Source organism: Bradyrhizobium sp. Leo114, assembly GCF_055229415.2.
In genome coordinates this window covers 91,287-113,818 of sequence record NZ_JBUYEN020000022.1, presented here as the reverse complement: position 1 = coordinate 113,818, position 22,532 = coordinate 91,287, and the positions used below count along the sequence as shown (strand labels likewise).

Below are 22,532 nucleotides of genomic sequence, written 5' to 3'. Positions count from 1 at the left end.
CTAACCTCCCTTGCTCGGCGCTAGCGGGCGCCGATCGCCTTGAACTTGCGTACCTGATCCGTGAGCGCCCGCTCGACCGGAAGGCGCTCCAGCGAGGAGGCGCCATAGAAGCCGTGGCATTTGCGGGTCTTCTTCATGATGAAATCGGCGTCGGCGGGGTCCGCGATCGGACCGCCATGCGCGAGCACCAGGATGTGCGGATTGACGCTGAGGGCGGCCTCGGCCCAGGCATCGATGCGGGCCGGGCAGTCCTCGAGCTTGAGCGCGGTCTGCGCCCCGATCGAGCCGCCGGTGGTCAGGCCGAGATGGCAGACGATGATATCGGCGCCGGCAATCGCCATCGCCGCCGCTTCGGTCTCGCTGAAGACGTAAGGCGTCGTCAGCATGTCCTTGTCGTGGGCTTTGGCAATCATCTCGATCTCCAGCGCATAGGACATGCCGGTCTCCTCGAGATTGGCGCGGAAGATCCCGTCGATCAGGCCGACGGTCGGAAAGTTCTGCACGCCGGAGAATCCGAGCGCCTTGAGCTGGTCGAGGAACAGGTCCATGTCGCGGAACGGATCGGTGCCGTTGACGCCGGCGAGCACCGGCGTGTTGGTCACGACTGGCAGCACTTCGCCCGCCATCTCCAGCACGATTGCGTTGGCGTCGCCGTAAGGCATTAGGCCGGCGAGCGAGCCACGGCCCGCCATGCGGTAGCGCCCGGAATTGTAGATCACGATCAGGTCGACCCCGCCGGCTTCCTCGCATTTGGCGGAAAGGCCAGTGCCGGCGCCGCCGCCGACGATCGGCTCGCCCCTGGCCGCCATGTCGCGAAACCTCTTCAACAGCGCCGCGCGTTCAAACCTGGCCATGGGTCACCTCGCCACTCTCCGCCGTCCACCGGCGCGTCCGAGCAGAGGACGGAACGCGGCTACGATCGCAGCCGCAAATTCGGGATCGTTGATGTTGCGCTTGATGCGAATGAGCTGGCGGTTGCCGGTCTGGCGCACCGTCCGCTCCAGTGCGCGGAACAGCGCCGCGTCGGCGTCAGGATCCCAGAACGGCTGGCCCGACGCATCGAGCGCGGAGACGCCGCCCTCGGGCAGGAAGAAGCGCACGGGCCCATCCATCTGGTTCAGCCGTTCGCCGATCCAGCGGCCCATGCGCTCGTTCTCTTCCACTGTCGTCCGCATCAACGTGACCTGCGGGTTGTGGACGTGGAATTTGCGCTGGCGGTAGCGCTCCGGAATGGTGTCGGGCGCGCCGAAATTGACCATGTCGAGCGCGCCGACCGAACCGACATAGGGCACGCGGCTGCGGATGATCGCCCCGAAGCGATCGTCCGTGGCTGGGAAGACGCCGCCCATCAGGAGATCGCAAATCTCTGTGGTTGTCAGATCGATGACGGCGGCGAGCTGTCCGGAATCGACGAGCTTCTCCATCGAGCGGCCGCCGACGCCGGTGGCGTGGAACACCAGACACTCGAAATCGTCTTTTAGCGCAGCCGCTATCTTCTGCACCGCAGGCGTGGTCACGCCGAACATGGTGATGCCGACGGCGGGAAGGCCGCTGCCGGTCTCGCGCTGGCGGGCGCTGCGCTCGTCGAGACGCGCTTTGACCATGCCGACCAGCGCATTGGCGCCGTTGGAGAGCACCGCGCGCGAGATCGAGTTGAGGCCTTGGACGTCGGTCACCGAATACATCATCATGATGTCGGCCGGGCCTACATAGGGGCCGACGTCGCCCGAGGCGACGGAGGAGATGATGATCTTGGGCACGCCGATGGGCAGGGCGCGCATCGCGGGCGCGACCAGCGAGGCGCCGCCGGAGCCGCCGGCCGAGATGATGCCGGTGACATTGCCCTGCCGGCGCAGCCATTTCGCAAAAGCGTCCGCCATCGCGTTGACCGAGGCGCCGCGATCGGCGCCGAACACGCCCGATCCGCCGCGGCCATGGTTCAGCGCGATCTCCTGGGCGGAGACGTCGCAGGTCGTCTGCTTGCCGCTGGTGGAGACGTCGACCAGCCGGGTGCGCAGCCCGCTTGCCGCGATGATGTCGCGGATGAAGCGGAGCTCCGGTCCCTTGGTGTCGAGCGTGCCGACGACCAGCACGGCCGGCGGGCCCGCGGCCTGCACGGTGGCCGCAGGTTCGCGTCGCTGCCGGGTGCTCTCTTCGAGCCGTGTGACGCCGGCCGAATGCGTTCGCGCGGCGGCCTCGATGCGGGCGATCGGCACCGGCTGCGACCAGCGCGTCGGCGGCGTGGGGTTGGAGATGTAGATGCGGACCGGGCCCTTGGCACGTGCAGGCTGCGGCGCGGCGTCCGGCTCGGGCTTTGCGGGGCCGGCGTCGATATCGGCTGCAACATCGCCATGGAGCCCGACGCCGAGTAGGCGCTGCTGCAACTCGCGGTCGGCGGCGAGCCGCACGGAATCGATGATGCGGTTGATGCGGCCGTTGACCATGATGGCGACGTTCTTGGAGACCGCCGTCGCCACGCCGATGTTCTGCTCGATCACCAGCACCGACATGTCGCCGTCTTCGCCGAGGCGGACCAGCATCTCCTCGACCTGTGCGACGATCACCGGCGCCAAGCCCTCGGTTGGCTCGTCCATGATCAACAGATGCGGATTGGTCAGCAGCGCGCGCGAGATCGCGAGCATCTGCTGCTCGCCGCCGGAGAGCTGGCTGCCGCCATGATCCTTGCGCTCGGCTAGGCGGGGGAAGGTGTCGTAGATCCGCTCGATCGTCCACGGGCCGCGGCGCATCCCGCCGGCGAGCTGCAAATGCTCGTCGACGCTGAGCGAGCGCCACAGGCGCCGCCCCTGCGGCACATAGCCGACGCCGAGCCGCGCGATCCGGGCCGGGCTCATGTGCGTGACGTCCTCGCCGCGAACGCGCACGGAACCACCGCTGGCCCGGACAAGGCCCATGATGGTCTTGCACAGCGTGGTCTTGCCCATGCCGTTGCGGCCGACCACCGAGAACACGCCGGAATCGAGCGTGAGGTCGACGCCTTGCAGCGCATGCGAATGGCCGTAGTAGACGTCGAGGCCTCTGACCTCCAAGGCGGGCGCGGCGCGGCGGATATCACTCATGTCCACCTCCGAGATAGAGCTCCTGCACTTCGGGATCGGACTCGATCTCGCGCGGCAGGCCCTCCTTGAAGACGCGGCCGTTGTGCATCATCGTGACGCTCTCGACGACGCGCAGCGCGACGTCCATGTCGTGCTCGATGATGATGTAGCCGATATGCGCAGGCAACGAGGTCAGTATCTCGATCAGCTCGAGCCGTTCCGCCGGCGACAGGCCCGCCGCCGGCTCGTCGAACAGGATGAAGCGCGGCGCGCCGGCGAGTGCGAGCGCGATTTCGAGCTGGCGCTGCTGGCCATGGGCGAGCTCGGCGACGCGCTGGTCTTTCACGGCGGTGAGGTGGACCGCCTGCACCAGCGTCTCCGTCGCCTGCATGAGCGCATCGTTCGCTCCCGGACGCAGGAAGGAGAAGCGTCCGCGCGAGACGCCGCGGCAGGCGAGGTAGACATTGTCCTGCACGGTGAGGCCCGGGAACAGCGCCGATATCTGGTAGGTGCGGCGCAGGCCGCGGCGGATCCGCTCATAGGGCGGAAAGCGGGTGACGTCCTCGCCGAAGAAGCGGATGGTGCCGGACGAGGGCGGGAAATCGCCAGTGATGCAGTTGAACAGCGTGGTCTTGCCGGCGCCGTTGGAGCCGAGCACCGCGCGCCGCTCGCCGGGCCGCACCGTCATCGTCACGTCGGTGAGCGCGGCCAGCGCGCCGAACAATCGCGTCACGCCACGCAATTCCAGCGCGGCGCCGGCGCCGACCGCGGAGAGGCGATGGGCGGCGCTATCCATGGCGGCGTCCAACGGTGCTGCTTGAGGTTCGTGTCTGGCGGCGGCCCCAGCGCTCCCAAAGGCCGATCACGCCATCCGACGACCAGAACACGATCGCGAGGAAGCCGAGCCCGATCAGGAGGCGGAAGCGATTGCCGTCGAGTCCGAATTTGATCAGGACATCGAGCGCGAAGGTGCGCAGGATGACGAAGATGAGCGCGCCGATGAAGGGGCCGACCGGCCGGGTGATGCCGCCGACCACGGCGATGATCAGGATGTCGATGCAGCGTTCGACGCCGACCGAGCCGGGCGAGATCTGCCGGTAGTTCCAGACCTGCAATACGCCGCCGAGCCCGGCAATGAAGGATGCGAACGCATAGGCCGCGACGCGGTGCGCGTTGACGTTGAAGCCGAGTGCCGCCATGCGGCGGGAATTGTCGCGCACGCCTTGCAGCGCAAGCCCGAATGGGGCGCGCGAGACATATAGGACTGCGAAATAGCAGAGCGCGGCGACGCCGAGGACTAGATAGTAGAAGGGGATATCGGAGCGCCAGTCGACCCCCCAGAACTGCGGCGTGGCGACCGTGTTGATGCCGGTATGGCCGTTGAAGATGGCCCAGTTCTGGTTGGTGAAATAGTAGAACGCCGCGCCGATCGCGAGCGTGATCATGATGGTGTAGATGCCCTCGGTGCGGACCGCGAGCGCGCCGCCGAGCGTGCCGAAGATCGTCGCGAGTACCAGCGCCATTGGCGTCGCCAGCCACCACGGCCAGCCGAGGCTGATATTGGCGTTGCCGCTGACGCCGAACACCGCGACCATGTAGCCGGCGAAGCCCGCAATGGTGAGCTGCATCAGGCTGACCATGCCGCCATAGCCGGCGAGGAACATCAGGCTGAGCGCGATAATGCCGAGGATCAGCGAGGTGCCGAAGATCTCGATCAGGAAGAAGCCGTTCGCGATCAGCGGCATAATCACGAGGATCAGCGCGACCAGCCAGGCGGCGGGATTGTTGAGCTCGGGCCAGGCACGGAACTTCGGACGTTCCACCGCGGTCGCTGGTGCATGAAGCTGCGTCAACGACATGTCATCGCCTCGCGAGCAGGCCCTGCGGCCGCAGCGCCAGGACCAGGACCATGATCAGGAAGGTGACGACGATGGCGTAGGTCGGGATGTAGACCGAGCCGAGCTGCTCGGCGAGACCGATGATGACGGCGCCGAGCGCAGCGCCCGGGATCGACCCCATGCCGCCGACGATCACGACCACGAGGGAAGCGAGCAGGAAGCGCGTATCCTCGCCCGGCGAAATTGATTGGAAGGTGCCGCCGACCACGCCCGCGATGCCGGCCAATCCTGCGCCGAGCGCGAACACCAGCACGAACACGGCCTGGATCTGCACGCCGGTCGCGGCCAATATGTCGCGATCATCGACTCCCGCCCGCACGATCATGCCGATCCGCGTGCGGTTCAGCGCCAGCCACATCGCGATGCCGATCACGACAGAGGCAGCGAAGATCGCGAGCCGCACCATCGGATATTGCAGATAGACCGGCTCGCCGGAGGATTTGACCGCGGTGATGAACGGAAGCTGCACCGGGCCGATCAGCCAGCTCGGCGTCGGGATCTGGTAGAAATCGCCGCCGAACACCCACAGCATCAAATCGGCAAACACGATCGCAAGCCCGATCGTCACCATGGTTTGCCGCAGGTCCTGCCCCTCCATGCGGCGGAACACCAGGATCTGCAGGAGCACGCCGACGAGGCCGACCGCGAGGAAAGCAACCGCGAAGCTCAAGATCCAGGAGCCGGTCCAGGCGCTGATGGCGTAGCCGACATAGCCGCCGAACAGGTAGAGCGAGCCATGCGCCAGGTTGACGTTGCGCATCAAGCCGAAGATCAGCGTGAAGCCGCTCGCGACGAGGAAATAGAGGCCGCCGAGCGTGATGCCGTTGAAGATGGCGTTGAGGAAGACGCGCTTGCGGCCGATCGCCTGCTCCAGGCCGGGCGGCCACACCGCGAAGACCAGCCACAGCAGGAGCGCGACCGCGATGATCGCGATCAGCGCCCATGCCGGATGGCGTTCGATGAACCGTGCCATCGACGTGCGTTCCCTCAAGGCTCGCGATCGTCTTTTTCGGATCGCGTTGTCCGCATCTTAGTGCGGGCCGAGCGGGCGGATTTGACCGGGAGTATCTTTTATCGGCTCAAGGATCAGGTCGGATTGCATCCGCAGGCCGCGCTGCGCTCCCTCTCCCGCTTGCGGGAGAGGGATGGGGCGAGGGTGTTTCCGCATTGGGACTCCCGATGCGGAGAGAGCCCTCACCCGGCGCTTACGCGCCGACCTCTCCCGCAAGCGGGAGAGGTGAAGTCGGCGTTACGGGCGCAGCACCTTGGCGGCGCGGCGGTAGTCGGTCGGGGCCATGCCGACATTGGCGGCGAAGAAGCGGGTGAAGCCGCTTTGCGAGGAGAAGCCGAGATCGTAGCCGATATCGGCGATCGGCGCTTCGGTGGCGACCAGCGCGTCCAGCGCCTGCTCCATCATCACCGTATTGCGATAGAGGTGCGGCGTGACGCCGGTCTGGGTGCGGAACAAGCGATAGAAGTGCGGCCGCGACAGGCCGGAGGCGCGGGCGATCGAATCCAATTCGATCTCGGCGCCGGGACTTTCGGACAATAGTTTGACGGATTTGCGGATGCGAAAATCGGTGATCGCCGCAGTCGTGCGAATTTCCTGCCGGGCTTCGGTTTGCCGCCAGCTTTCCTCGTAGCTGAGATCGATCAGGCGCCGCAATTCGCCATCGAGGCTCTTGAGCGAGGGGGCACCGCACACAAGCGCCGCGGTGTGGCGGATCAGCCGGTCGAGCGTGTCGCTGCGTTTGAAATGAGTGCGGCCGAAGCGCAGGCCCTGCGTGCACGGCGTGTCGGGCGCAAACCATTCCGCGTTGACATAAAGCACGAAGAAGATCGCGCCCCTGTCCATGTCCGCCGGCAGGAAGTTGTGCGGCTCCCACGGGTTGACTGCGACGACGGAATCCTCGGTGAGGAGCCGCCGCTGATCGCAGACGTCGATCTGCGCCGGTGTGCCGCCGACATGGAAGATCAGATGTCCTTCGCGGTGCGCATGCACGTTGAAGGGACGGTTCAACTGATAGACCGTCGCGCGACCGAACCGGCCGTGGAAGACGGCAAGCGCTTTGCTCATGCCCTCCCTCCCGCGGGATGTTCTTGTCTTTTGCAACCAGCGTTCAACATCCGGGAAGAGAACGCAAGCGCAACGACGCCTCGCTCCCGTCGCCGACGGTCAGTTCGCACCTGCAAAAATTAGGTCAGTACTTCTTGCATTCCGGAATAGTGCGGCTCGGCAGGCCGATCTTGGCGAACACCGCCGGATCGTAACCGAGCGTCTGGTTCACGTTCGGGATCACCTTCACGACCTTGCTGAACAGGGCGCCCTTGCCGTCATCCACCACCTCGGTCACGAAATTGGTGCCGATTGCCTGCCGGTTGGAATCGAGCTTGATCTTGCCGTTGGGCGCGTCGAGCTCGATCTTGGCCAGCGCGTCCTTGAGCTTTGCCTGGTTATTGCTGAGGTCGCCATTGACCTCACGCAGCGCCAGGATCAGCGCCATGGTCGAGCCGTAATAATTGGTGGCAAGCAGCGAGGGGCTCGGGAAGCGTTTGTTCGGCGGGAAGGAGTCCTGATAGGCCTTCACGAATTTCTGCCAGCCGGGATCCTCCCAGGTGTCGGCCTGGCCGCTCGCGGCGATGGTGCCGATCAACGCGTTCTTGGCGTTGCCCTTGGAGGACAGGATGGTCTGGTCGATCATGATCGAGCCGCCCATCAGATGCGCCTTGCCGCCGGCCTGCTGATACTGGTTGAGGAAGTTGACGGCATCGGCACCGCCGAGGCCGAGATAGATCGCATCGACATCGTCGGGCAGAGCGGCGATCACGGAGGCGAAGTCCTTGGTGCCGAGCGGCACCCATTGCCGGTTCGTGACCTGTCCCCCGGCGCCGCAGAATTCAAGCACGAGACCGAACACCTGAGTGTAGATGAAGGAGTAATCCTCACCGACGGTCGCGATCTTGCGATAGCCCTTGGTGTCATAGGCGTATTTGCCGAGACCGACCTGCCACTGCGCGCCGTCCATGTTGTAGCGGAAGAAGTTCGGGGCCGGGTCGACATAGGTCGTCTCCTGCGCACCGGACGCGGCGTTGACGAAGGTCAGCTCGGGGCGGGACTTGGCAAAATTCTTCACCGCGATGCCTTCGTCGCCGGAGAGCGGCGAGAGCAGGATCTGCACCTTGTCCTGCTCGATCAGCTTGCGCACCGCGCGCACCGCGGAATCGGGTGTCGCATCCGTCGAGGCGATGACGAATTCGAGCTCCTTGTCGCCGACCTTCTTGCCGAGCGTATTGAGCGCGGTCTGGAAACCGCGGATGCCGTCCTCGCCAAGCACGGTGTAGGTGCCTTCGAGCGTTGCGGTGACGCCGACCTTGATCTTCTCCTGCGCGACTGCGGCGCCCGAAAGCAACAGGCTGCCTAGCGCGATCAGTCCCACACTGCCTTTCAACATCGCTCTCCTCCTCCCATTTTGCAGCGTCTTGCATGCGGCCCGCGTGTTTGCGACGGCCGCGACGTCTGGTTGTTGGGCGAAAGCTAACCGATGGCGGATGCAGCGCGGACGTCTCCGCGCCGCGCGGCTTGACGGGCAGTCTCATTTTGCATGCTGCGCCGCAGCGGGATCTGGTGGAGGATTGTCGTGCGGGCGGGTCAGTTGAGGCGGATAGGTGGGGCCGACGCCGGCACGGCACGGTGGACGCAAAGAGGGCGGCGCTTCGAGTTGAAACGCCGCCCTGATTTCTTGGTTGTCGCTTGCGACAGCCTCTAGCGCCTCAAGCGGCCGCTCTGAGGTCGTAGCGATCGAGGTTCATGACCTTGGTCCAAGCCGCCACGAAGTCCTTCACGAACTTCTCCTTCGAGTCGGTGCAGGCATAGACTTCGCCGATCGCGCGGAGCTGCGAGTGCGAACCGAAGATCAGGTCGACGCGGGTCCCGGTCCACTTCAGCTCGTTGCTCTTGCGGTCGCGGCCCTCGTATACGCCATTCCCGACGTCACTCCACTGCGTGCGCATGTCGAGCAGGTTGAGGAAGAAGTCGTTGGTCAGCGTGCCGGGCTTGGTGGTGAGGACACCATGCTTCGACTGGCCGACATTGGCGCCGAGGACGCGCAGTCCACCGAGCAGGACCGTCATCTCCGGCGCGGTGAGCCGCAGCAGTTGCGCGCGGTCCACCAGGGCTTCCTCGGGCTGCATGAACTGATGCTTTTTGCCGATGTAGTTGCGGAAGCCATCGGCCCGCGGCTCGAGCGGGGCGAAGGAGGCGACATCGGTCTGCTCCTGCGAGGCGTCCATGCGTCCGGGCGCGAAGGGGACCTTCACGTCGGTGCCGCCGTCCTTGGCGGCCTTCTCCACCGCGGCGCTGCCGGCGAGCACGATCAGGTCGGCGAGCGAGACCTTCTTGCCGCCCTTCTGCGATCCGTTGAACTCGCTCTGGATGGCTTCGAGCTTCTGCAGCACGCTCTTGAGCTGCGCCGGCTCGTTCGCCTCCCAGTCCTTCTGCGGGCTCAAGCGGATGCGCGCGCCGTTGGCGCCGCCGCGCTTGTCCGAGCCGCGGAAAGTGGACGCCGAGGCCCATGCGGTCGAGACCAGCTGCTGCACCGACAGGCCGGAGGCGAGGATCTTCGCCTTCAGCGCTTCGACATCCTTGTCGTCGATCAGCGGATGATCCACGGCCGGGATCGGGTCCTGCCAGATCAGCGTTTCCTTCGGCACCAGCGGGCCGAGATAGCGCACGATCGGACCCATGTCGCGGTGGGTGAGCTTGAACCAGGCGCGGGCGAAGGCGTCCGCGAACTGGTCGGGGTTCTCATAGAAGCGGCGTGAGATCTTCTCGTAGGCGGGATCGAGGCGCAGCGACAGGTCGGTGGTCAGCATGGTCGGCAGACGCTTCTTCGATTTGTCGAACGGGTCCGGGATCGTCGCTTCCGCGCCCTTTGCCTGCCACTGCCAGGCACCGGCCGGGCTTTTCACCAACTCCCATTCGTACTTGAACAGGTTCTCGAAGAAGTAGTTGCTCCACTGCACCGGGGTCTGGGACCAGATCACCTCGGGGCCGCCGGTGATCGCATCAGCGCCGATACCGGTGCCGAATTTGCTCTTCCAGCCGAGGCCCTGATCCTCCAGCGCACCGGCTTCCGGCTCCGAACCGACGAGCGACGGATCGCCGGCGCCGTGGGTCTTGCCGAAGGTGTGGCCGCCGGCGATCAGCGCGACGGTTTCTTCGTCGTTCATCGCCATGCGGAAGAAGGTCTCGCGGATGTCGTGCGCCGCGGCGACCGGGTCCGGCTTGCCGTTCGGGCCTTCCGGATTGACGTAGATAAGGCCCATCTGCACCGCGCCGAGCGGCTCGGCCAACTGGCGCTCGCCGCTGTAGCGTTCGTCGCCGAGCCAGGTACCTTCCGGACCCCAGTACAGTTCTTCCGGCTCCCAGACGTCGACGCGGCCACCCGCGAAGCCAAACGTCTTGAAGCCCATCGATTCCAGCGCGACGTTGCCGGCAAGAACCATCAGGTCGGCCCAGGAGATCTTGCGGCCGTATTTCTGCTTGATCGGCCAGAGCAGGCGGCGGGCCTTGTCGAGGTTGGCGTTATCCGGCCAGCTGTTGAGCGGAGCGAAACGCTGCTGACCGGCGCCGGCGCCACCGCGGCCGTCTGTAATGCGGTAAGTGCCCGCGCTGTGCCAGGCCATGCGGATCATCAGGCCGCCGTAGTGGCCGAAGTCGGCGGGCCACCACTCCTGGGAGTCCGTCATCAGGGCGGTCAGGTCCTTAATGACCGCGTTCAGGTCGAGCGTCTTGAATTCCTTGGCATAGTCGAACTCCGCGTCCATCGGATCGGACAGGTCGGAATTCCGGTGCAGGACCTGGACGTCCAAGTGTCCTGGCCACCAGTCACGGTTGGTAAATCTGTGTTTTCCGCCCGCGACCGGGCATTTTGTCTTGTCATCCATCATCGCCTCCTTCGGCAGTTTCTGGTCGGGTCTGGTTGGCAGTTTCTGGTCGGTCTTGAACGACTCTAAACGACCGTTATCATCAGGTGAAATTGACTTTCGTGATTGTACCGATAAGATATCCTGATGATCCAGTTTACCCTGCGACAGCTTCGTTACTTTGACGCGCTGGCGCGTCACGGCCATTTCGGGCGTGCGGCGGAGGCATGCGCCATCACGCAGCCGGCGCTCTCGATGCAGATCAAGGAATTGGAAGAGGCGCTCGGCGGCGTGCTGATCGAGCGCAGCGCCCGGCAGGTCGTGCTGACGAAGTTCGGCGAAGAACTCGCCCAGCGCGTCCGCGAAATCCTGCGTTCGGTCGATGAACTCGGGGACTTCGCGCGGGCGTCGCGGGACCAGCTCGTCGGGCGCTTGCGCATAGGCATGATTCCTACGATTGCTCCCTATCTGCTGCCCAAGGTGATCGGCAATCTCACGCAGATGCATCCTGAACTCGACATTCACGTCCGCGAGACGGTGACGCCGAAGCTGATCAAGGAACTGGCGGAAGGCCGGCTCGACACGGCCATTGTCGCCCTGCCGGTGTCCGAACCTTCGTTGACCGAGGTCGCGCTGTTCACGGAAAATTTCCTGCTGGTGCGGCCGGGCGAGGATGAGGGAACGCCGGTGCCGAGCAGCGAAGCGCTGCGCGAAATGAAGCTTCTCCTGCTGGAGGAGGGACATTGCTTTCGCGAACAGGCGCTGTCGTTCTGCAACATGAAATCATCGCCGCCACGCGAGGTGCTGGAAGCGAGCTCGCTGTCCACGCTCGTCCAGATGGTCGGCGCCGGCATCGGCGTCACCTTGATTCCGGAAATGGCCATGGGGGTGGAGACACGCTCGGCATCGGTGTCGATCGCCCGTTTCAAGGACCCGCAACCGTCGCGAACCATCGGCATGGTCTGGCGCAAGACCAGTCCTCTCGCCAGACAGCTCATGCAGATTTCCGAAGTGGTTTGTCTGTCAGCCGATGCGTTGCGCGAGCAGCGCATTCCAAAGTCTTCAGCGCGATCACGATCGCCGATCGCGCGCTAGCCGCTGTCGCGCAGCACCAGTTCGAAGCCGAGATCGATCCGGCGTTCGCCGCCGCGCTCGAGCGTCAGTGTCGCCGCGGTGCGGCCGATCGCATCGCCATGGACGCTGATGGTGCTCAGACTCGGCGAGATCAGCCGTCCCATCTCGAGATCGCCGAGGCCGACGACCGCGACCGGCTGCGCCGCGGCCGGGCCGTCGCGCAGCAGCCCGGCCTTGCGCAGGCCGGCCATGAAGCCGATGGCATGAGCGTCATTGGCTGCGAACACGGCATCGACACCGGGCAAGTTCGCATGCGCGGCGACACTGCCGGACGCGTTGCGTTCGAGGATCAGCCGGCGCGGCGGTTGTAACCCGTGCGCCAGTGCGTGGTCCTCAAAGCCGAGCCATCGCCGCGTGCCGCGCGGGTCGTCGCCGCCGATGAAGGCAAGATGCTGACGCCCTTGCGCGATGAAGTGCCGCGCGACCGCGACGCCGGCCTCGTAATTGTCGAAACCGGCAACGGCATCGATCGGATCGATCGGCAGCTCCCAGGTTTCGACGATCGGAATCCGCGCGTGACGCAGCAGGCGCTTGCCGTCCTCGGTTGCGGGCGAGCCGACCATGATGATCGCTTCCGGCCGCCGCGACAGCAGCGCCGCGAGCATGCGGTCCTCGCGTGCGGCGTCGTAGCGCGACTGCGCGAGGATCACGGAATAGCCGAGCGGTTCAAGCTTGTCAGAGAGGCCCTGCACGGTGTCGGCAAAGATCGAGTTGGCGATCGTCGGCACCAGGACGCCGACCGAATTGGTCTTCGCACTCGCAAGCGCTCCGGCGACCAGGTTGGGCACGTAGCCGAGTTCCCGCATCGCCTTCTCGACCCGGGCGCGGGTTTCCGGCGCGACCAGATCCGGCAATCGGACCACCCGGCTCACGGTGATCGATGAGACGCCGGCGCGTTTCGCCACCGCCGACAGCGTCGGGGCCGCCTCTTCGGAAATGATTTCGGTCTCGGTCAGGTTGGAACCCATAGTGGAGGTGAATCTGCACGATTCCGGATTGCGCATCCATAGTGACAGCGCTAGCATTGCATATGATAGCGCTAACATTCGGCCATAGTAGCGCTAGCATAACGAAAGGAGGAACCGCCGTATGATTTCAGACGAAGTGGTCCAGACCTACCGGCGCGACGGGGTGATCGTCGTCCCCGAGGTGCTCGATAAGGATACTCTGGCGCGGGTCCGCACCGTGCTGGCTGAACTGGTCGCCGGTGCCGCTGATGTCACCGAGCACACCGACGTCTATGACCTCGAACCCGGCCACACCCAAGAGAACCCGAGGGTCCGCCGCATCAAGGCGCCGCACAAGGTGCACCCGATCTTCGATCAGATCGTGCGCAGCGAGCCGGTCATCTCCATCCTTACCAAGCTGATCGGCCCTGGCCTGCGCCTGCATGGCTCCAAGCTCAACATGAAATCCGCGCAGTACGGCTCGCCGGTCGAGTGGCATCAGGATTGGGCGTTCTATCCCCACACCAATGACGACATCCTTGCGATCGGCGTGCTGCTCGACGATTGCGATCTGGAAAACGGGCCGATGCTGGTGACACCGGGATCGCATGTCGGCGATACCATGTGGGATCACCACGGCGAGGATGGCTGCTTCGCCGGCCTGATCGACCCTGACTCGATTCAGGACGAGATCAAGCGTGCGGTGCCCTGCATCGGCAAGGCCGGCAGCATGTCATTCCATCACGTGCGCGCGCTGCACGGCTCGGCGACGAACACCTCAAACCGCCCGCGCAACCTTCTGCTCTATGAGGTCGCGGCAAGCGATGCCTGGCCGCTGGCCGGCGTGAAGGACTTTGCCGAGTTCGATAGCCGTCTGCTCGCCGGCGGCTCGGTTGTCGCGCCGCGCATGACCAACGTTCCCGTGCGCATGCCGCTGCCGCCGCCGAAGCGCCAAGGCTCGATCTACGAAACGCAGTCCGCGTCGAAAAAGAGCTACTTCACGCGCGCTGCCTGAAAGACATCTGACGAAGCCCGCGGGGAGCAACACCCGCGGGCTTCCCGCTTGCGACGATCAATAAACAAACAACAGGGATGGAAACCAATGACCGAGCTCAAGGCGGGCGGCGCCGGCCAATCGCGTTTACGTGTGATCCTTGCTGCGAGCGTCGGCTCCGCGCTCGAATGGTATGACTTCTTCCTCTATGGCACGGCCGCTGCGCTGGTGTTCGGCGAGCTGTTCTTTCCCAAGAGCGATCCCGTCGTCGGAACGCTGCTGGCATTCCTGACCTTCGGTGTCGGCTTCGTGGTGCGCCCATTGGGCGGCATCATTTTCGGCATCATGGGTGATCGCTATGGCCGCAAGCCGGTGCTGGTCGCGACGCTGCTGATGATCGGCATCGGCACTACCGCGATCGGGCTGCTGCCGACCTACAATCAGATTGGGATCTGGGCGCCATTGCTGCTGGTCGCAATGCGCGTGGTGCAGGGCCTCGGCGCCGGCGCCGAATATGGCGGAGCGGTGATCTATCTCGTTGAGAACGCGCCGGCGAGGCATCGCGGCTTCTGGGGCGGCTTCGCGCCGCTTGGCGTATCCGTCGGCAATCTGCTTGCCGCCGGCGCCTTTGCGCTGGTGACCATGCTGCCGCGCGAGGCGATGTTGAGCTGGGGCTGGCGCCTGCCGTTCCTGGCGAGCTTCCTGTTGATCCTGGTCGGCATCTTCGTGCGCCTGCGCGTGACGGAAACGCCTGTCTATACCGAGGCCGTCGTCGCGCGCGGCAAGATCGAGCGCAATCCGGCCATGGAGGCGCTGCGCCAGCATCCGCGCAACTTCCTGGTCGTGCTGGGCGCGCGGATGGCCGAGAACGGGCTCGGCTATTTCTTCCCGGTGTTCGGCCTCAGCTACGTCATCACCACGGTGGGCGTCCCGAAATCGGAGGCGCTGAGCGCGCTGATGCTCGCGTTCACCGTTGAACTGTTTGCGATCCTCGGCTTTGCGGCGCTGTCCGATCGCATCGGACGGCGGCCGGTCTACATGTTTGGCGCGCTCGCCGGCGTGGCGCTGGCGTTCCCGTTCTTCTGGATGGTCGGTACCAAAGAATGGATCTGGATCGCGGTGGCCTTCATCCTGGCACGGGCCGTGGTGACGGCCGCGATGTTCGGACCGCAAGCCGCTTACTTCGCCGAGCTGTTCCCGCCGCAGCGGCGTTTTGCGGGATTCGCGTTTGCGCGCGAGCTCGGCTCGCTGCTTGCGGGCGGTCCGGCGCCGTTCGTCGCAACGGCGCTGGTCGCGGCCTATGGCAGTTGGTGGCCGGTCGCCTGCTACGCGATGTTCCTGTCGCTGTGTACGGTGATCGCGGTGTGGATCGGGCCCGAGACCTATCGGGAGGATATCGCCGCCGACGAGCCGGTGGCGCAGCACGACTTGCCCGTGGCGATGCCGCAGCGGGCCTGAGGGCAGCGCAGCCACTCCGCGTCCAGTCGCCGCTCTGCTTCATGGAGCGGCGACTGACCGACGCGCTGCGGGCAACGCCGTTGCTATGATGGCAATGGCTTGCCGGCCTGTTCATTGACGATGTACTCGGCGTACCAGTCAGGCCAGTTCTCATCGCGCTGGCCGCCATTCCGCTTCTCGTGCTCGCCATGTGCGGCCGCCGCACGCCGGAGCGCGCTCGCGAGATCGGTACGCGAGGCGAATGTCGTGCCGTCCGTGTCCACCCGTCCCGGCAAACGCGCGGTGATCTCCTGGAGCAGCCAGCCGTTGCCATCAGGATCGCTGAAGGAGGCAAACGACTGATAGCTGCCACGGTCGGGATCGGGGCCGCTGACCCGCAGTCGGCCAAACAAATAGGGTTCGTCAGTGCCAGTGTGCACGTCGCCGCCGCCGTGGAAGGCCTCGCTGACCTTGACGCCGCGACTGAGCAGATCGTTGCGGGCGGCTTCGATGTCGGAGACGACCAGATAGAGGCCTTGCGCGGAGCCGGGTGCCGCCGCGGTGACGTTCTTGCCGAAGATGACTGAACAGGGCGAGCCAGGCGGCGTGAACTGGATCACGCGCCAGTCACCCGCGGCGAAGTCGGCATCCAGCCTCCAGCCAAGGTTCGCGTAGAACTGCTTCGCGCGGTCGACATCCGAAACGGGAATGACGAGGATCTCCAGCTTCATGTCGACCCGTACTCTCACGCCTTCGGTTGCACCGGTCATGGATATCTCCCTGATGTTGGTCGTCGGTTGGCGTGCCTGTTCATCTCACATCGATTGCCGCAGCGGCCTGAACGCGGCTCGGATCTCCGCGCTGAAGAGCTCCGGCTGCTCCCAGGCCGCGAAGTGGCCGCCCTTCTCGACCTCGTGGAAATGGATGAGGTTGCGATAGGCGCGTCGGGCCCAGGTCTCCGGGGCTTGATAGCTTTCCCCCGGAAATACCGTGATGGCAACCGGCGGCGAGATCTCGGAAGTCTTTTCTCCGGCCGCCAGCACAGGGCTGCGCCCACCGCCGTATTCCCAATAGATCCGCGCCGCCGACGTTGCGCTGTTCGTCAGCCAGTAAAGCGTGATGTCGTCGAGCACCTCGTCAGGCGACTTTTCTGGATCGCTGTTGTCGTAGGTCCAATTCGTGAAGCCGGGATGGCCGAGCATCCATGCTGCGAGACCTGTCGGAGAGTCCGCCAAGGCGTAGCCGATGGTCTGGGGCCGCGCGCCCATGATCACCGCGTACGACCTGTTGCCTTTTTTGGCTGCCGCGCTGAGCGCGTCGAACGCCGCGCGTTCCTTCTCGGACAGTCCCTCCGGCGCCGGCCCACCGGCGGCGATCACAGCGGCAATCTCCGATGGCACGACCGCCGGCAGGTTGATGTGGATGCCGAGCAGGCCTGCCGGCGCCAGGCGCGCCATCGCGCTCGACACGGGCGAGCCCCAGTCGCCGCCCTGCGCGACGTATTTCGTGTAGCCAAGGCGCTGCATCAGCTCCGCCCAGCTTCGCGCGATGCGGTCGGGACCCCACCCGGTGTCGGTCGGCTTGCCGGAGAAGCCAAAGCCCGGCATCGAAGGGATGACCACGTCGAAGGCGTCCTGCGCGCGTCCGCCGTGGGCAGTCGGATCCGTGAGCGGACCGATGACCTTGAGGTTCTCGAACACCGAGCCCGGCCAGCCATGGGTGATGATGACCGGTAGCGCATTGGGATGCTTGGAGCGGACGTGAATAAAATAAATATCGAGGCCGTCGATCTCGGTCATGAACTGGGGCAGAGAGTTCAGCTTCGCTTCCGCCTTTCGCCAGTCGTAGCCTTTGCCCCAATATTCGACGAGCGGCTTGAGCGTGCCGAGTTGGATGCCCTGCGACTGGTCATTGACCGTCTCGCGGTCGGGCCAGCGCGTCGCTACGATCCGCCGGCGAAGCTCAACGAGGTCTTCTTCGGGGACGTTGACGCGGAACGGCCGGATCGCATCGCTTGTGTCAGCCGGCGCCGGATAGGCGGGAAACAGGCTGGCCGCGCTTGCGACAGCGATTCCCATCGCGGTGGCAGTCAGCAACTTGCGCCTGTCCTGGTTGACGATCTCGGGATTTGTTTGCTCCGCCGCGACTGCGACGGGTGTCTCGATGCGAGCGGTCATTGAACTGTCTCCTTTGAATCAGAAGTCGTCGACAAAGCAGCGATCAGTTCGGCAGTCGTCACCGTTTCGAGGAAATGGTCGGGGACCTTCGGTTCCTTCTCTCACGCGACTTCACGATCATTTTATGCCCGCATCGGGACAGATGGGATGCGGATCCAGACAGGATTTACGATCTATTTGAAATGATAGTTGTCATCCAACGGGGAACTGCCCCAATCTGGCTTGGAGCCGCATATGGGTGAAGTCGTTCGATTTGTTCCAAAGTCTGAGCTCGAGCGGGCCCGGCTTATCCGGGAAGCGCGTGCGATCTATGACGCCATATTCCCGGCGGCGGATGAAGCCAGCTCACAGCAGGACGACGAAACGCCGCAACGCCGGTGATTTTACCGTAAGACGGCTGCCTTGGCGCGCATTGAGCGCTCCGGCCTCGATCGAAATATATTATTGGCGCCAGCAGCGGCGGTCGACGCGCTTGCATTCGACGTCTTCCCGCGATCAACCGCGCTGACATCGCCTCATTACAGAGAATCTCCCCGGCGCGTTAGCCGGGCACGGATCATCCCGCCGCCATTGTGGTGATGCCCGCGCTCCCTCGGATCGCGCGGAAATACCTTTAGCGCTGGCTCGACCGCCAACCGCGGCCGAACCCCCTTGAGTTCAGCCAGGAAGTGCGTTTAAACGGGTGGCAGAAAAATAGAACATCGTTCTGTTCTGCAGAACGAACGGCCCGGAGGAATCGAGCGTGAACCCTGATGCGGCATCGACCGACCGGCCATCTGTTGCGTTCGACAATCAGGTGGTCGATGCGTTCAAGACCATTCCAGAGTTGCTGTCGCGCGACGAGAAGCTGATCGGCCGCGGCCGGCTGCTTGACGTGGAGTGCCTGCTCGGACCCACGGTGCAGCCCTTTCATGTGACCATTTGCGGCGGGCGCATCCTCGATATGACTCCCGCGCCGGTGCTGATGCGGTCCTGGCGCTTCGCCTATCGCGCGACGCCGGCCGCGTATCGCGCCTATTGGCAGGCGGTGCCGCCGCCGGGCTGGCACGATCTGCTCGCGCTTACCAAGCGCGGGGAGGCGACACTGGAAGGCGATCTGCATCCCTTCATGTCGCACCTGCAGTACTTCAAGGATCTCCTGGCGCTGCCACGTCGCAGCGGATTGGTGAGCGCGCCATGAGCGGCTTTGTCGAACCGATCGTCGGACGCTACGTCCATGTCGAGATCGATGGCGAGATCAACCGCATCTATTTCGAGGAGAATGGCACCGGTATTCCCCTGGTCTGCCTGCACACCGCCGGCTCCGATGCGCGGCAGTGGCGCCATTTGCTGGTCGACGAAGAGTTCACGAAGCGATTCCGCATCATCGCGTTCGACATGCCCCGGCACGGCAAGTCGAACCCGCCGGACAGCCAGTATGGCAACGAGTACAGGCTGACGACCGCGACCTACACGGCCATCATCCGCGCCTTTTGCAGCGCGCTGAATCTCGATCGGCCGGTGGTGATGGGCTGCTCGATCGGCGGCCGTATCGTCCTCAATCTTGCGATCTCGCACGCCAGCGAGTTTCGCGCGTTGATCGGCCTTGAGGCCGCCGATTTCCAGCAGCCCTGGTACGACACGGCATGGCTGAACCGGTCCGATGTCCATGGCGGCGAAGTTTGCGCGGCGCTGGTCTCGGGCCTGATCGCGCCGAACGGTCCAGTGGTCGCGCGCGACGAGACCCTTTGGGGCTACAAGCAGGGCGGTCCCGGCATCTTCAAGGGCGATCTCTATTTCTACCGAGTCGACGGCGATTTGCGCGGCCGCGTCGGCCAGATCGATGCGCGCCAGTGCCCGCTCTATCTCTTGACCGGCGAATACGATTTTTCCTGCACGCCGGAGGACACGCTGCGTACCGCCGCGAGCATTCCCGGCGCCAAGGCCACGATCATGGAGCGGCTCGGCCATTTCCCGATGAGCGAGAATCCAGCGCAATTCCGCGCCTACATCGCTCCAGTGCTGCAGGACATTCTGAACGGACAGAATACTTGAGTTAGGTAGGGAGCGTATTGATGAAGTTGCGTTTGATAATCGCGGCCGTGCTGGCCGCGCAGGTGAGTGTCGCGTCGGCAGCCGATAACGTCATTCGAATCGGCGTGCTCAACGACCAATCCGGTGTGTTCGCCGACAATGGCGGCCGCGGCTCGGTGGCCGCGGCGAAGCTCGCGGCGGAGGATTTCGGCAACGAAATCCTCGGCAAGAAGATCGAGATCATCACCGCCGATCACCAGAACAAGCCGGACATTGCCTCCGCCACCGCGCGCAAATGGTTCGACAATGAAGGCGTCGACATGATCGCTGATGGTGCCGCATCGTCCGCCGGCTTTGCCATCCTCGAAATCGCGCGGCAGAAGAACAAGATTTTCGTGATCAGCGGCCCAGGCTCGTCCGACTTCACCGGAAAGTCCTGCTCGCCGATCAGCTTTCACTTCAATTACGACACCTATGCGCTGTCGAAGCTGACCAGCGATGCGATCACGCGCGCCGGCGGCAAGACCTGGTACTTCGTTACGGCAGACTATGCCTTTGGCCATGCGTTGCAGCGCGACGCCACCAAGTTCATCGAGGCCGCCGGCGGCAAGGTGATCGGTTCGGCCGCGCACCCGCTCGGCACGGCGGACTTCGCCTCGTTCCTGCTGCAGGCGCAAGGCTCGAAGGCCGATGTCGTCGGGCTTGCTACCTCGGGTGCGGACGTGCAGACCGCGATCAAGCAGGCCGGCGAGTTCGGCATCGTCGAGGGTGGGCAGAAGCTGGCGGGTCTCCTTGTCTTCATCACCGACGTCAACTCGCTCGGGCTGAAGGCGACGCAAGGCCTGCAGGTGACGACCTCCTTCTACTGGGACCTCAACGATGACACCCGTGCCTGGTCGAAGCGCTATGCGGCGTTGATGGATGGCAAGGTCGCCAGCATGGTCCAGGCCGGCGTCTATAGCGGCGTCCACCACTATCTCGCCGCGGTGAAGGCGGCCGGAACGACGGATGCGACCGCTGTTGCCGCCAAGATGCACGAGATGAAGGTCAACGACATGTACAACAAGGATGTCGCGATTCGTCCTGATGGACGGGTGCTGCACACCATGTATCTGGTGCAGGTGAAGAAGCCGGAAGAATCGAAGTACAAGTACGACTACTACCGAATCGTCAGCTCGAGGCCTGGCGAAGAGGTGTTCCGGCCCATGAGCGAAGGCGGCTGTCCGCTGGTCAAGTGAAGTTATCGAGACGGGCGGGGCGCCGCCCCAAAGTGTGAGGAGAATGCCTGCATGACAGGGACAATCGGGTTCATCGGTCTTGGCGTCATGGGCGAGCCGATCTGCCGCAATCTGGTGCGCAAGAGCGGACAGAAGGTGCTGGCGTTCGACCTTTCGGCGGAGCCGCTGGCCCGGGTCGTCGCCGATGGCGGCGTGGCCGCCGGGTCGATTGCCGATGTTGTCAGCGGCAGCGAGATCACCTTCATCTGCCTGCCGAGCGCGAAGCATGTGTCATCGGCCTTCGAGGGCGGCATCGCGCAATCGATCCGAAGCGGTCAGACCGTGATCGACCTCGGTACCTCCGAAGTCGGCATGACCCGCGAGTTTGCGCGGCGCCTGGCGGAAAAGCGCGCGCTGTGGATCGACGCGCCGATCGCGCGCACCCGCCAGGCGGCGCAGGATGGCACGCTCAGCGTGATGGTTGGCGCCACAGTCGATGCGTTTGCCAAGGTCGAGCCGGTGATCCGGCATTTCGCCACCGACGTCACGCTCTGCGGCGGCACCGGCGCCGGCCAGGTGACGAAGATCCTGAACAACATGGTGCTGTTCGAGACGGTCAATGCATTGGCAGAAGCTGTTGCCGTCGCGAGCCACAGCGGCGTCGAACCAAAGCTGCTGCTGGAAACCCTGTCCAAGGGGTCGGCGGACAGTTTTGCGCTCCGCAATCACGGCATGAAGGCGATCGTGCCGAAGGAATTCCCGCTGCGGGCATTCTCGACCGAATATGCACTGAAGGATCTGACCTATGCGCTTGAGCTGGGCGGCCAGGCCGGCCTGAACCTGCGGGGCGCAGCGCTCCTGCGCAGCATTTTCGAGGAGACGATCGACAAGGGGATGGGGGATGCGTATTTTCCAGTCATCGCAAAGCTGATCGATTCCGCCGGCTTCTCCAAATAGGAAGCACCATGCGTTCGCCCGGCGTTGCCGCCGTCGACCGTGCGCTCACTATCCTGGGGGCGTTCGAGGAAAGGCCGGAGCCGATGAGTCTCGCCGAGCTGTCGCGGCACACCGGGATGTACAAGAGCACGCTGCTGCGGCTGATGACCTCGCTGCAGGAATTCGGCTATCTCGTGCAGCTCACCGACGGCCGCTACCATCTCGGGCCGACGCCGTTCCGATTGGGCGCGATCTATCAGCGCGCCAATAATCTGCATGACCAGGTGATGCCGGTCCTGCGGCAACTCGTGGCCGCGGGCACGGAAAGTCCGTCGTTCCACGTCCGACATGACGGCAAGCGCCGCTTGTGCGTGTTTCGCATCGATTCCCAGCACTCGACGCTCGACCGCGTCGAGGCCGGCATGCTGCTGCCGCTCGACCGCGGCGCCGCAGGACGAGTCATCCTGGCGTTCGATGGCGAGAGCGGCGAGGCCTACGATCCCATCAGCAAGGGCGGCATTGCGGTTTCGTTCGGCGAGCGCGACCCGGACTGTGCCGGCATTGCCTGTCCCGTGTTCGGGCCGAACGGCAAGCTCGTCGGCGCGCTGTCGCTGTCCGGCCCCAAGCCGCGCTTCACCAAGGACAGTATCAAGACGATGTCATCGCTGCTGTCGCAAGCGGCGGCGCGGCTGACGCGCTCGCTCGGCGGTCCGACCGAGCTCCTGGACCGCGCCATCCCACCGCTCGAGGGGACGGCGCGTACGCAGCGGCGGGCAAGGAAATAGCGCGCAGCATGCG

At 64.7% G+C, this 22,532-nt stretch carries 20 protein-coding genes; 9 read left to right on the top strand and 11 right to left on the bottom strand.

Annotation, left to right across the window (positions count from 1 at the left end; all coding sequences use genetic code 11):
* Window positions 1-20: 20 nt before the first annotated feature.
* From ACZIRK_RS25740 to katG, 8 genes are all read right to left on the bottom strand, one after another.
* Window positions 21-854: a phosphoenolpyruvate hydrolase family protein gene (locus ACZIRK_RS25740; RefSeq protein ID WP_463328335.1), complete on the bottom strand. Its 834-nt coding sequence runs from the start codon at window positions 852-854 to the stop codon at window positions 21-23.
* A 3-nt stretch (window positions 855-857) separates the two neighbouring features.
* On the bottom strand, window positions 858-3,077 hold the full coding sequence (locus ACZIRK_RS25735; RefSeq protein WP_463328334.1) for a Tm-1-like ATP-binding domain-containing protein: 2,220 nt from the start codon (window positions 3,075-3,077) through the stop codon (window positions 858-860).
* Entirely contained in the window at window positions 3,070-3,852 is a 783-nt protein-coding gene (locus tag ACZIRK_RS25730; RefSeq protein ID WP_130223928.1) for an ABC transporter ATP-binding protein, read from the bottom strand. Before ACZIRK_RS25730 ends, ACZIRK_RS25735 begins: the two co-directional genes overlap by 8 nt.
* Entirely contained in the window at window positions 3,845-4,915 is a 1,071-nt protein-coding gene (locus ACZIRK_RS25725) for a branched-chain amino acid ABC transporter permease (protein WP_130223930.1), read from the bottom strand. Before ACZIRK_RS25725 ends, ACZIRK_RS25730 begins: the two co-directional genes overlap by 8 nt.
* 1 nt (window position 4,916) lies before the next feature.
* Entirely contained in the window at window positions 4,917-5,927 is a 1,011-nt protein-coding gene (locus tag ACZIRK_RS25720) for a branched-chain amino acid ABC transporter permease (RefSeq protein ID WP_463328333.1), read from the bottom strand.
* 276 nt (window positions 5,928-6,203) lie between these two features.
* Window positions 6,204-7,031 carry a helix-turn-helix transcriptional regulator gene (locus tag ACZIRK_RS25715; protein ID WP_028162202.1) on the bottom strand — a complete coding sequence of 276 codons (828 nt, stop codon included), beginning with the start codon at window positions 7,029-7,031 and terminating at the stop codon, window positions 6,204-6,206.
* A 124-nt stretch (window positions 7,032-7,155) separates the two neighbouring features.
* Window positions 7,156-8,406 (bottom strand): ABC transporter substrate-binding protein, encoded by a 1,251-nt coding sequence (locus ACZIRK_RS25710; protein WP_456642701.1) that lies wholly within the window; start codon window positions 8,404-8,406, stop codon window positions 7,156-7,158.
* Window positions 8,407-8,725: 319 nt separating this feature from the next.
* Complete coding sequence (katG, locus tag ACZIRK_RS25705; RefSeq protein WP_463328332.1) at window positions 8,726-10,900, bottom strand: catalase/peroxidase HPI; 2,175 nt, start codon at window positions 10,898-10,900, stop codon at window positions 8,726-8,728.
* A 126-nt stretch (window positions 10,901-11,026) separates the two neighbouring features.
* Here katG and ACZIRK_RS25700 point away from each other — a divergent pair, with 126 nt between their 5' ends.
* Window positions 11,027-11,974 (top strand): LysR substrate-binding domain-containing protein, encoded by a 948-nt coding sequence (locus tag ACZIRK_RS25700; protein ID WP_463328331.1) that lies wholly within the window; start codon window positions 11,027-11,029, stop codon window positions 11,972-11,974.
* On the opposite strand, the gene ACZIRK_RS25695 is transcribed toward ACZIRK_RS25700, so the two are convergent.
* Window positions 11,971-12,981 (bottom strand): LacI family DNA-binding transcriptional regulator, encoded by a 1,011-nt coding sequence (locus ACZIRK_RS25695; protein ID WP_463328330.1) that lies wholly within the window; start codon window positions 12,979-12,981, stop codon window positions 11,971-11,973. The genes ACZIRK_RS25700 and ACZIRK_RS25695 overlap by 4 nt on opposite strands.
* Before the next feature lie 121 nt (window positions 12,982-13,102).
* Here ACZIRK_RS25695 and ACZIRK_RS25690 point away from each other — a divergent pair, with 121 nt between their 5' ends.
* Both ACZIRK_RS25690 and ACZIRK_RS25685 read left to right on the top strand, forming a co-directional pair.
* Complete coding sequence (locus ACZIRK_RS25690; RefSeq protein ID WP_463328329.1) at window positions 13,103-13,975, top strand: phytanoyl-CoA dioxygenase family protein; 873 nt, start codon at window positions 13,103-13,105, stop codon at window positions 13,973-13,975.
* Between the two features lie 87 nt (window positions 13,976-14,062).
* The gene (locus ACZIRK_RS25685; protein WP_463328328.1) at window positions 14,063-15,412 is read left to right on the top strand and encodes an MFS transporter; all 1,350 of its coding nucleotides are present in this window, start codon (window positions 14,063-14,065) and stop codon (window positions 15,410-15,412) included.
* Between the two features lie 83 nt (window positions 15,413-15,495).
* On the opposite strand, the gene ACZIRK_RS25680 is transcribed toward ACZIRK_RS25685, so the two are convergent.
* Both ACZIRK_RS25680 and ACZIRK_RS25675 read right to left on the bottom strand, forming a co-directional pair.
* A complete protein-coding gene (locus ACZIRK_RS25680; RefSeq protein WP_463328327.1) occupies window positions 15,496-16,161 on the bottom strand; it encodes a VOC family protein in 666 nt (221 codons plus the stop codon).
* 45 nt (window positions 16,162-16,206) lie between these two features.
* On the bottom strand, window positions 16,207-17,568 hold the full coding sequence (locus ACZIRK_RS25675; RefSeq protein ID WP_463328326.1) for an epoxide hydrolase family protein: 1,362 nt from the start codon (window positions 17,566-17,568) through the stop codon (window positions 16,207-16,209).
* A 234-nt stretch (window positions 17,569-17,802) separates the two neighbouring features.
* Here ACZIRK_RS25675 and ACZIRK_RS25670 point away from each other — a divergent pair, with 234 nt between their 5' ends.
* From ACZIRK_RS25670 to ACZIRK_RS25645, 6 genes are all read left to right on the top strand, one after another.
* Window positions 17,803-17,949, top strand: coding sequence for a hypothetical protein (locus ACZIRK_RS25670; RefSeq protein ID WP_165435076.1), 147 nt, complete (start codon window positions 17,803-17,805; stop codon window positions 17,947-17,949).
* 361 nt (window positions 17,950-18,310) lie between these two features.
* A complete protein-coding gene (locus tag ACZIRK_RS25665; protein WP_463328325.1) occupies window positions 18,311-18,748 on the top strand; it encodes a hypothetical protein in 438 nt (145 codons plus the stop codon).
* Complete coding sequence (locus ACZIRK_RS25660; RefSeq protein WP_463328324.1) at window positions 18,745-19,602, top strand: alpha/beta fold hydrolase; 858 nt, start codon at window positions 18,745-18,747, stop codon at window positions 19,600-19,602. Before ACZIRK_RS25665 ends, ACZIRK_RS25660 begins: the two co-directional genes overlap by 4 nt.
* 20 nt (window positions 19,603-19,622) lie before the next feature.
* Window positions 19,623-20,819 carry an ABC transporter substrate-binding protein gene (locus tag ACZIRK_RS25655; protein WP_028162213.1) on the top strand — a complete coding sequence of 399 codons (1,197 nt, stop codon included), beginning with the start codon at window positions 19,623-19,625 and terminating at the stop codon, window positions 20,817-20,819.
* A 51-nt stretch (window positions 20,820-20,870) separates the two neighbouring features.
* Complete coding sequence (locus ACZIRK_RS25650) at window positions 20,871-21,755, top strand: NAD(P)-dependent oxidoreductase (protein WP_463328323.1); 885 nt, start codon at window positions 20,871-20,873, stop codon at window positions 21,753-21,755.
* Between the two features lie 8 nt (window positions 21,756-21,763).
* Window positions 21,764-22,519: an IclR family transcriptional regulator gene (locus tag ACZIRK_RS25645; protein ID WP_463328322.1), complete on the top strand. Its 756-nt coding sequence runs from the start codon at window positions 21,764-21,766 to the stop codon at window positions 22,517-22,519.
* The last annotated feature ends 13 nt before the right edge of the window (window positions 22,520-22,532 follow it).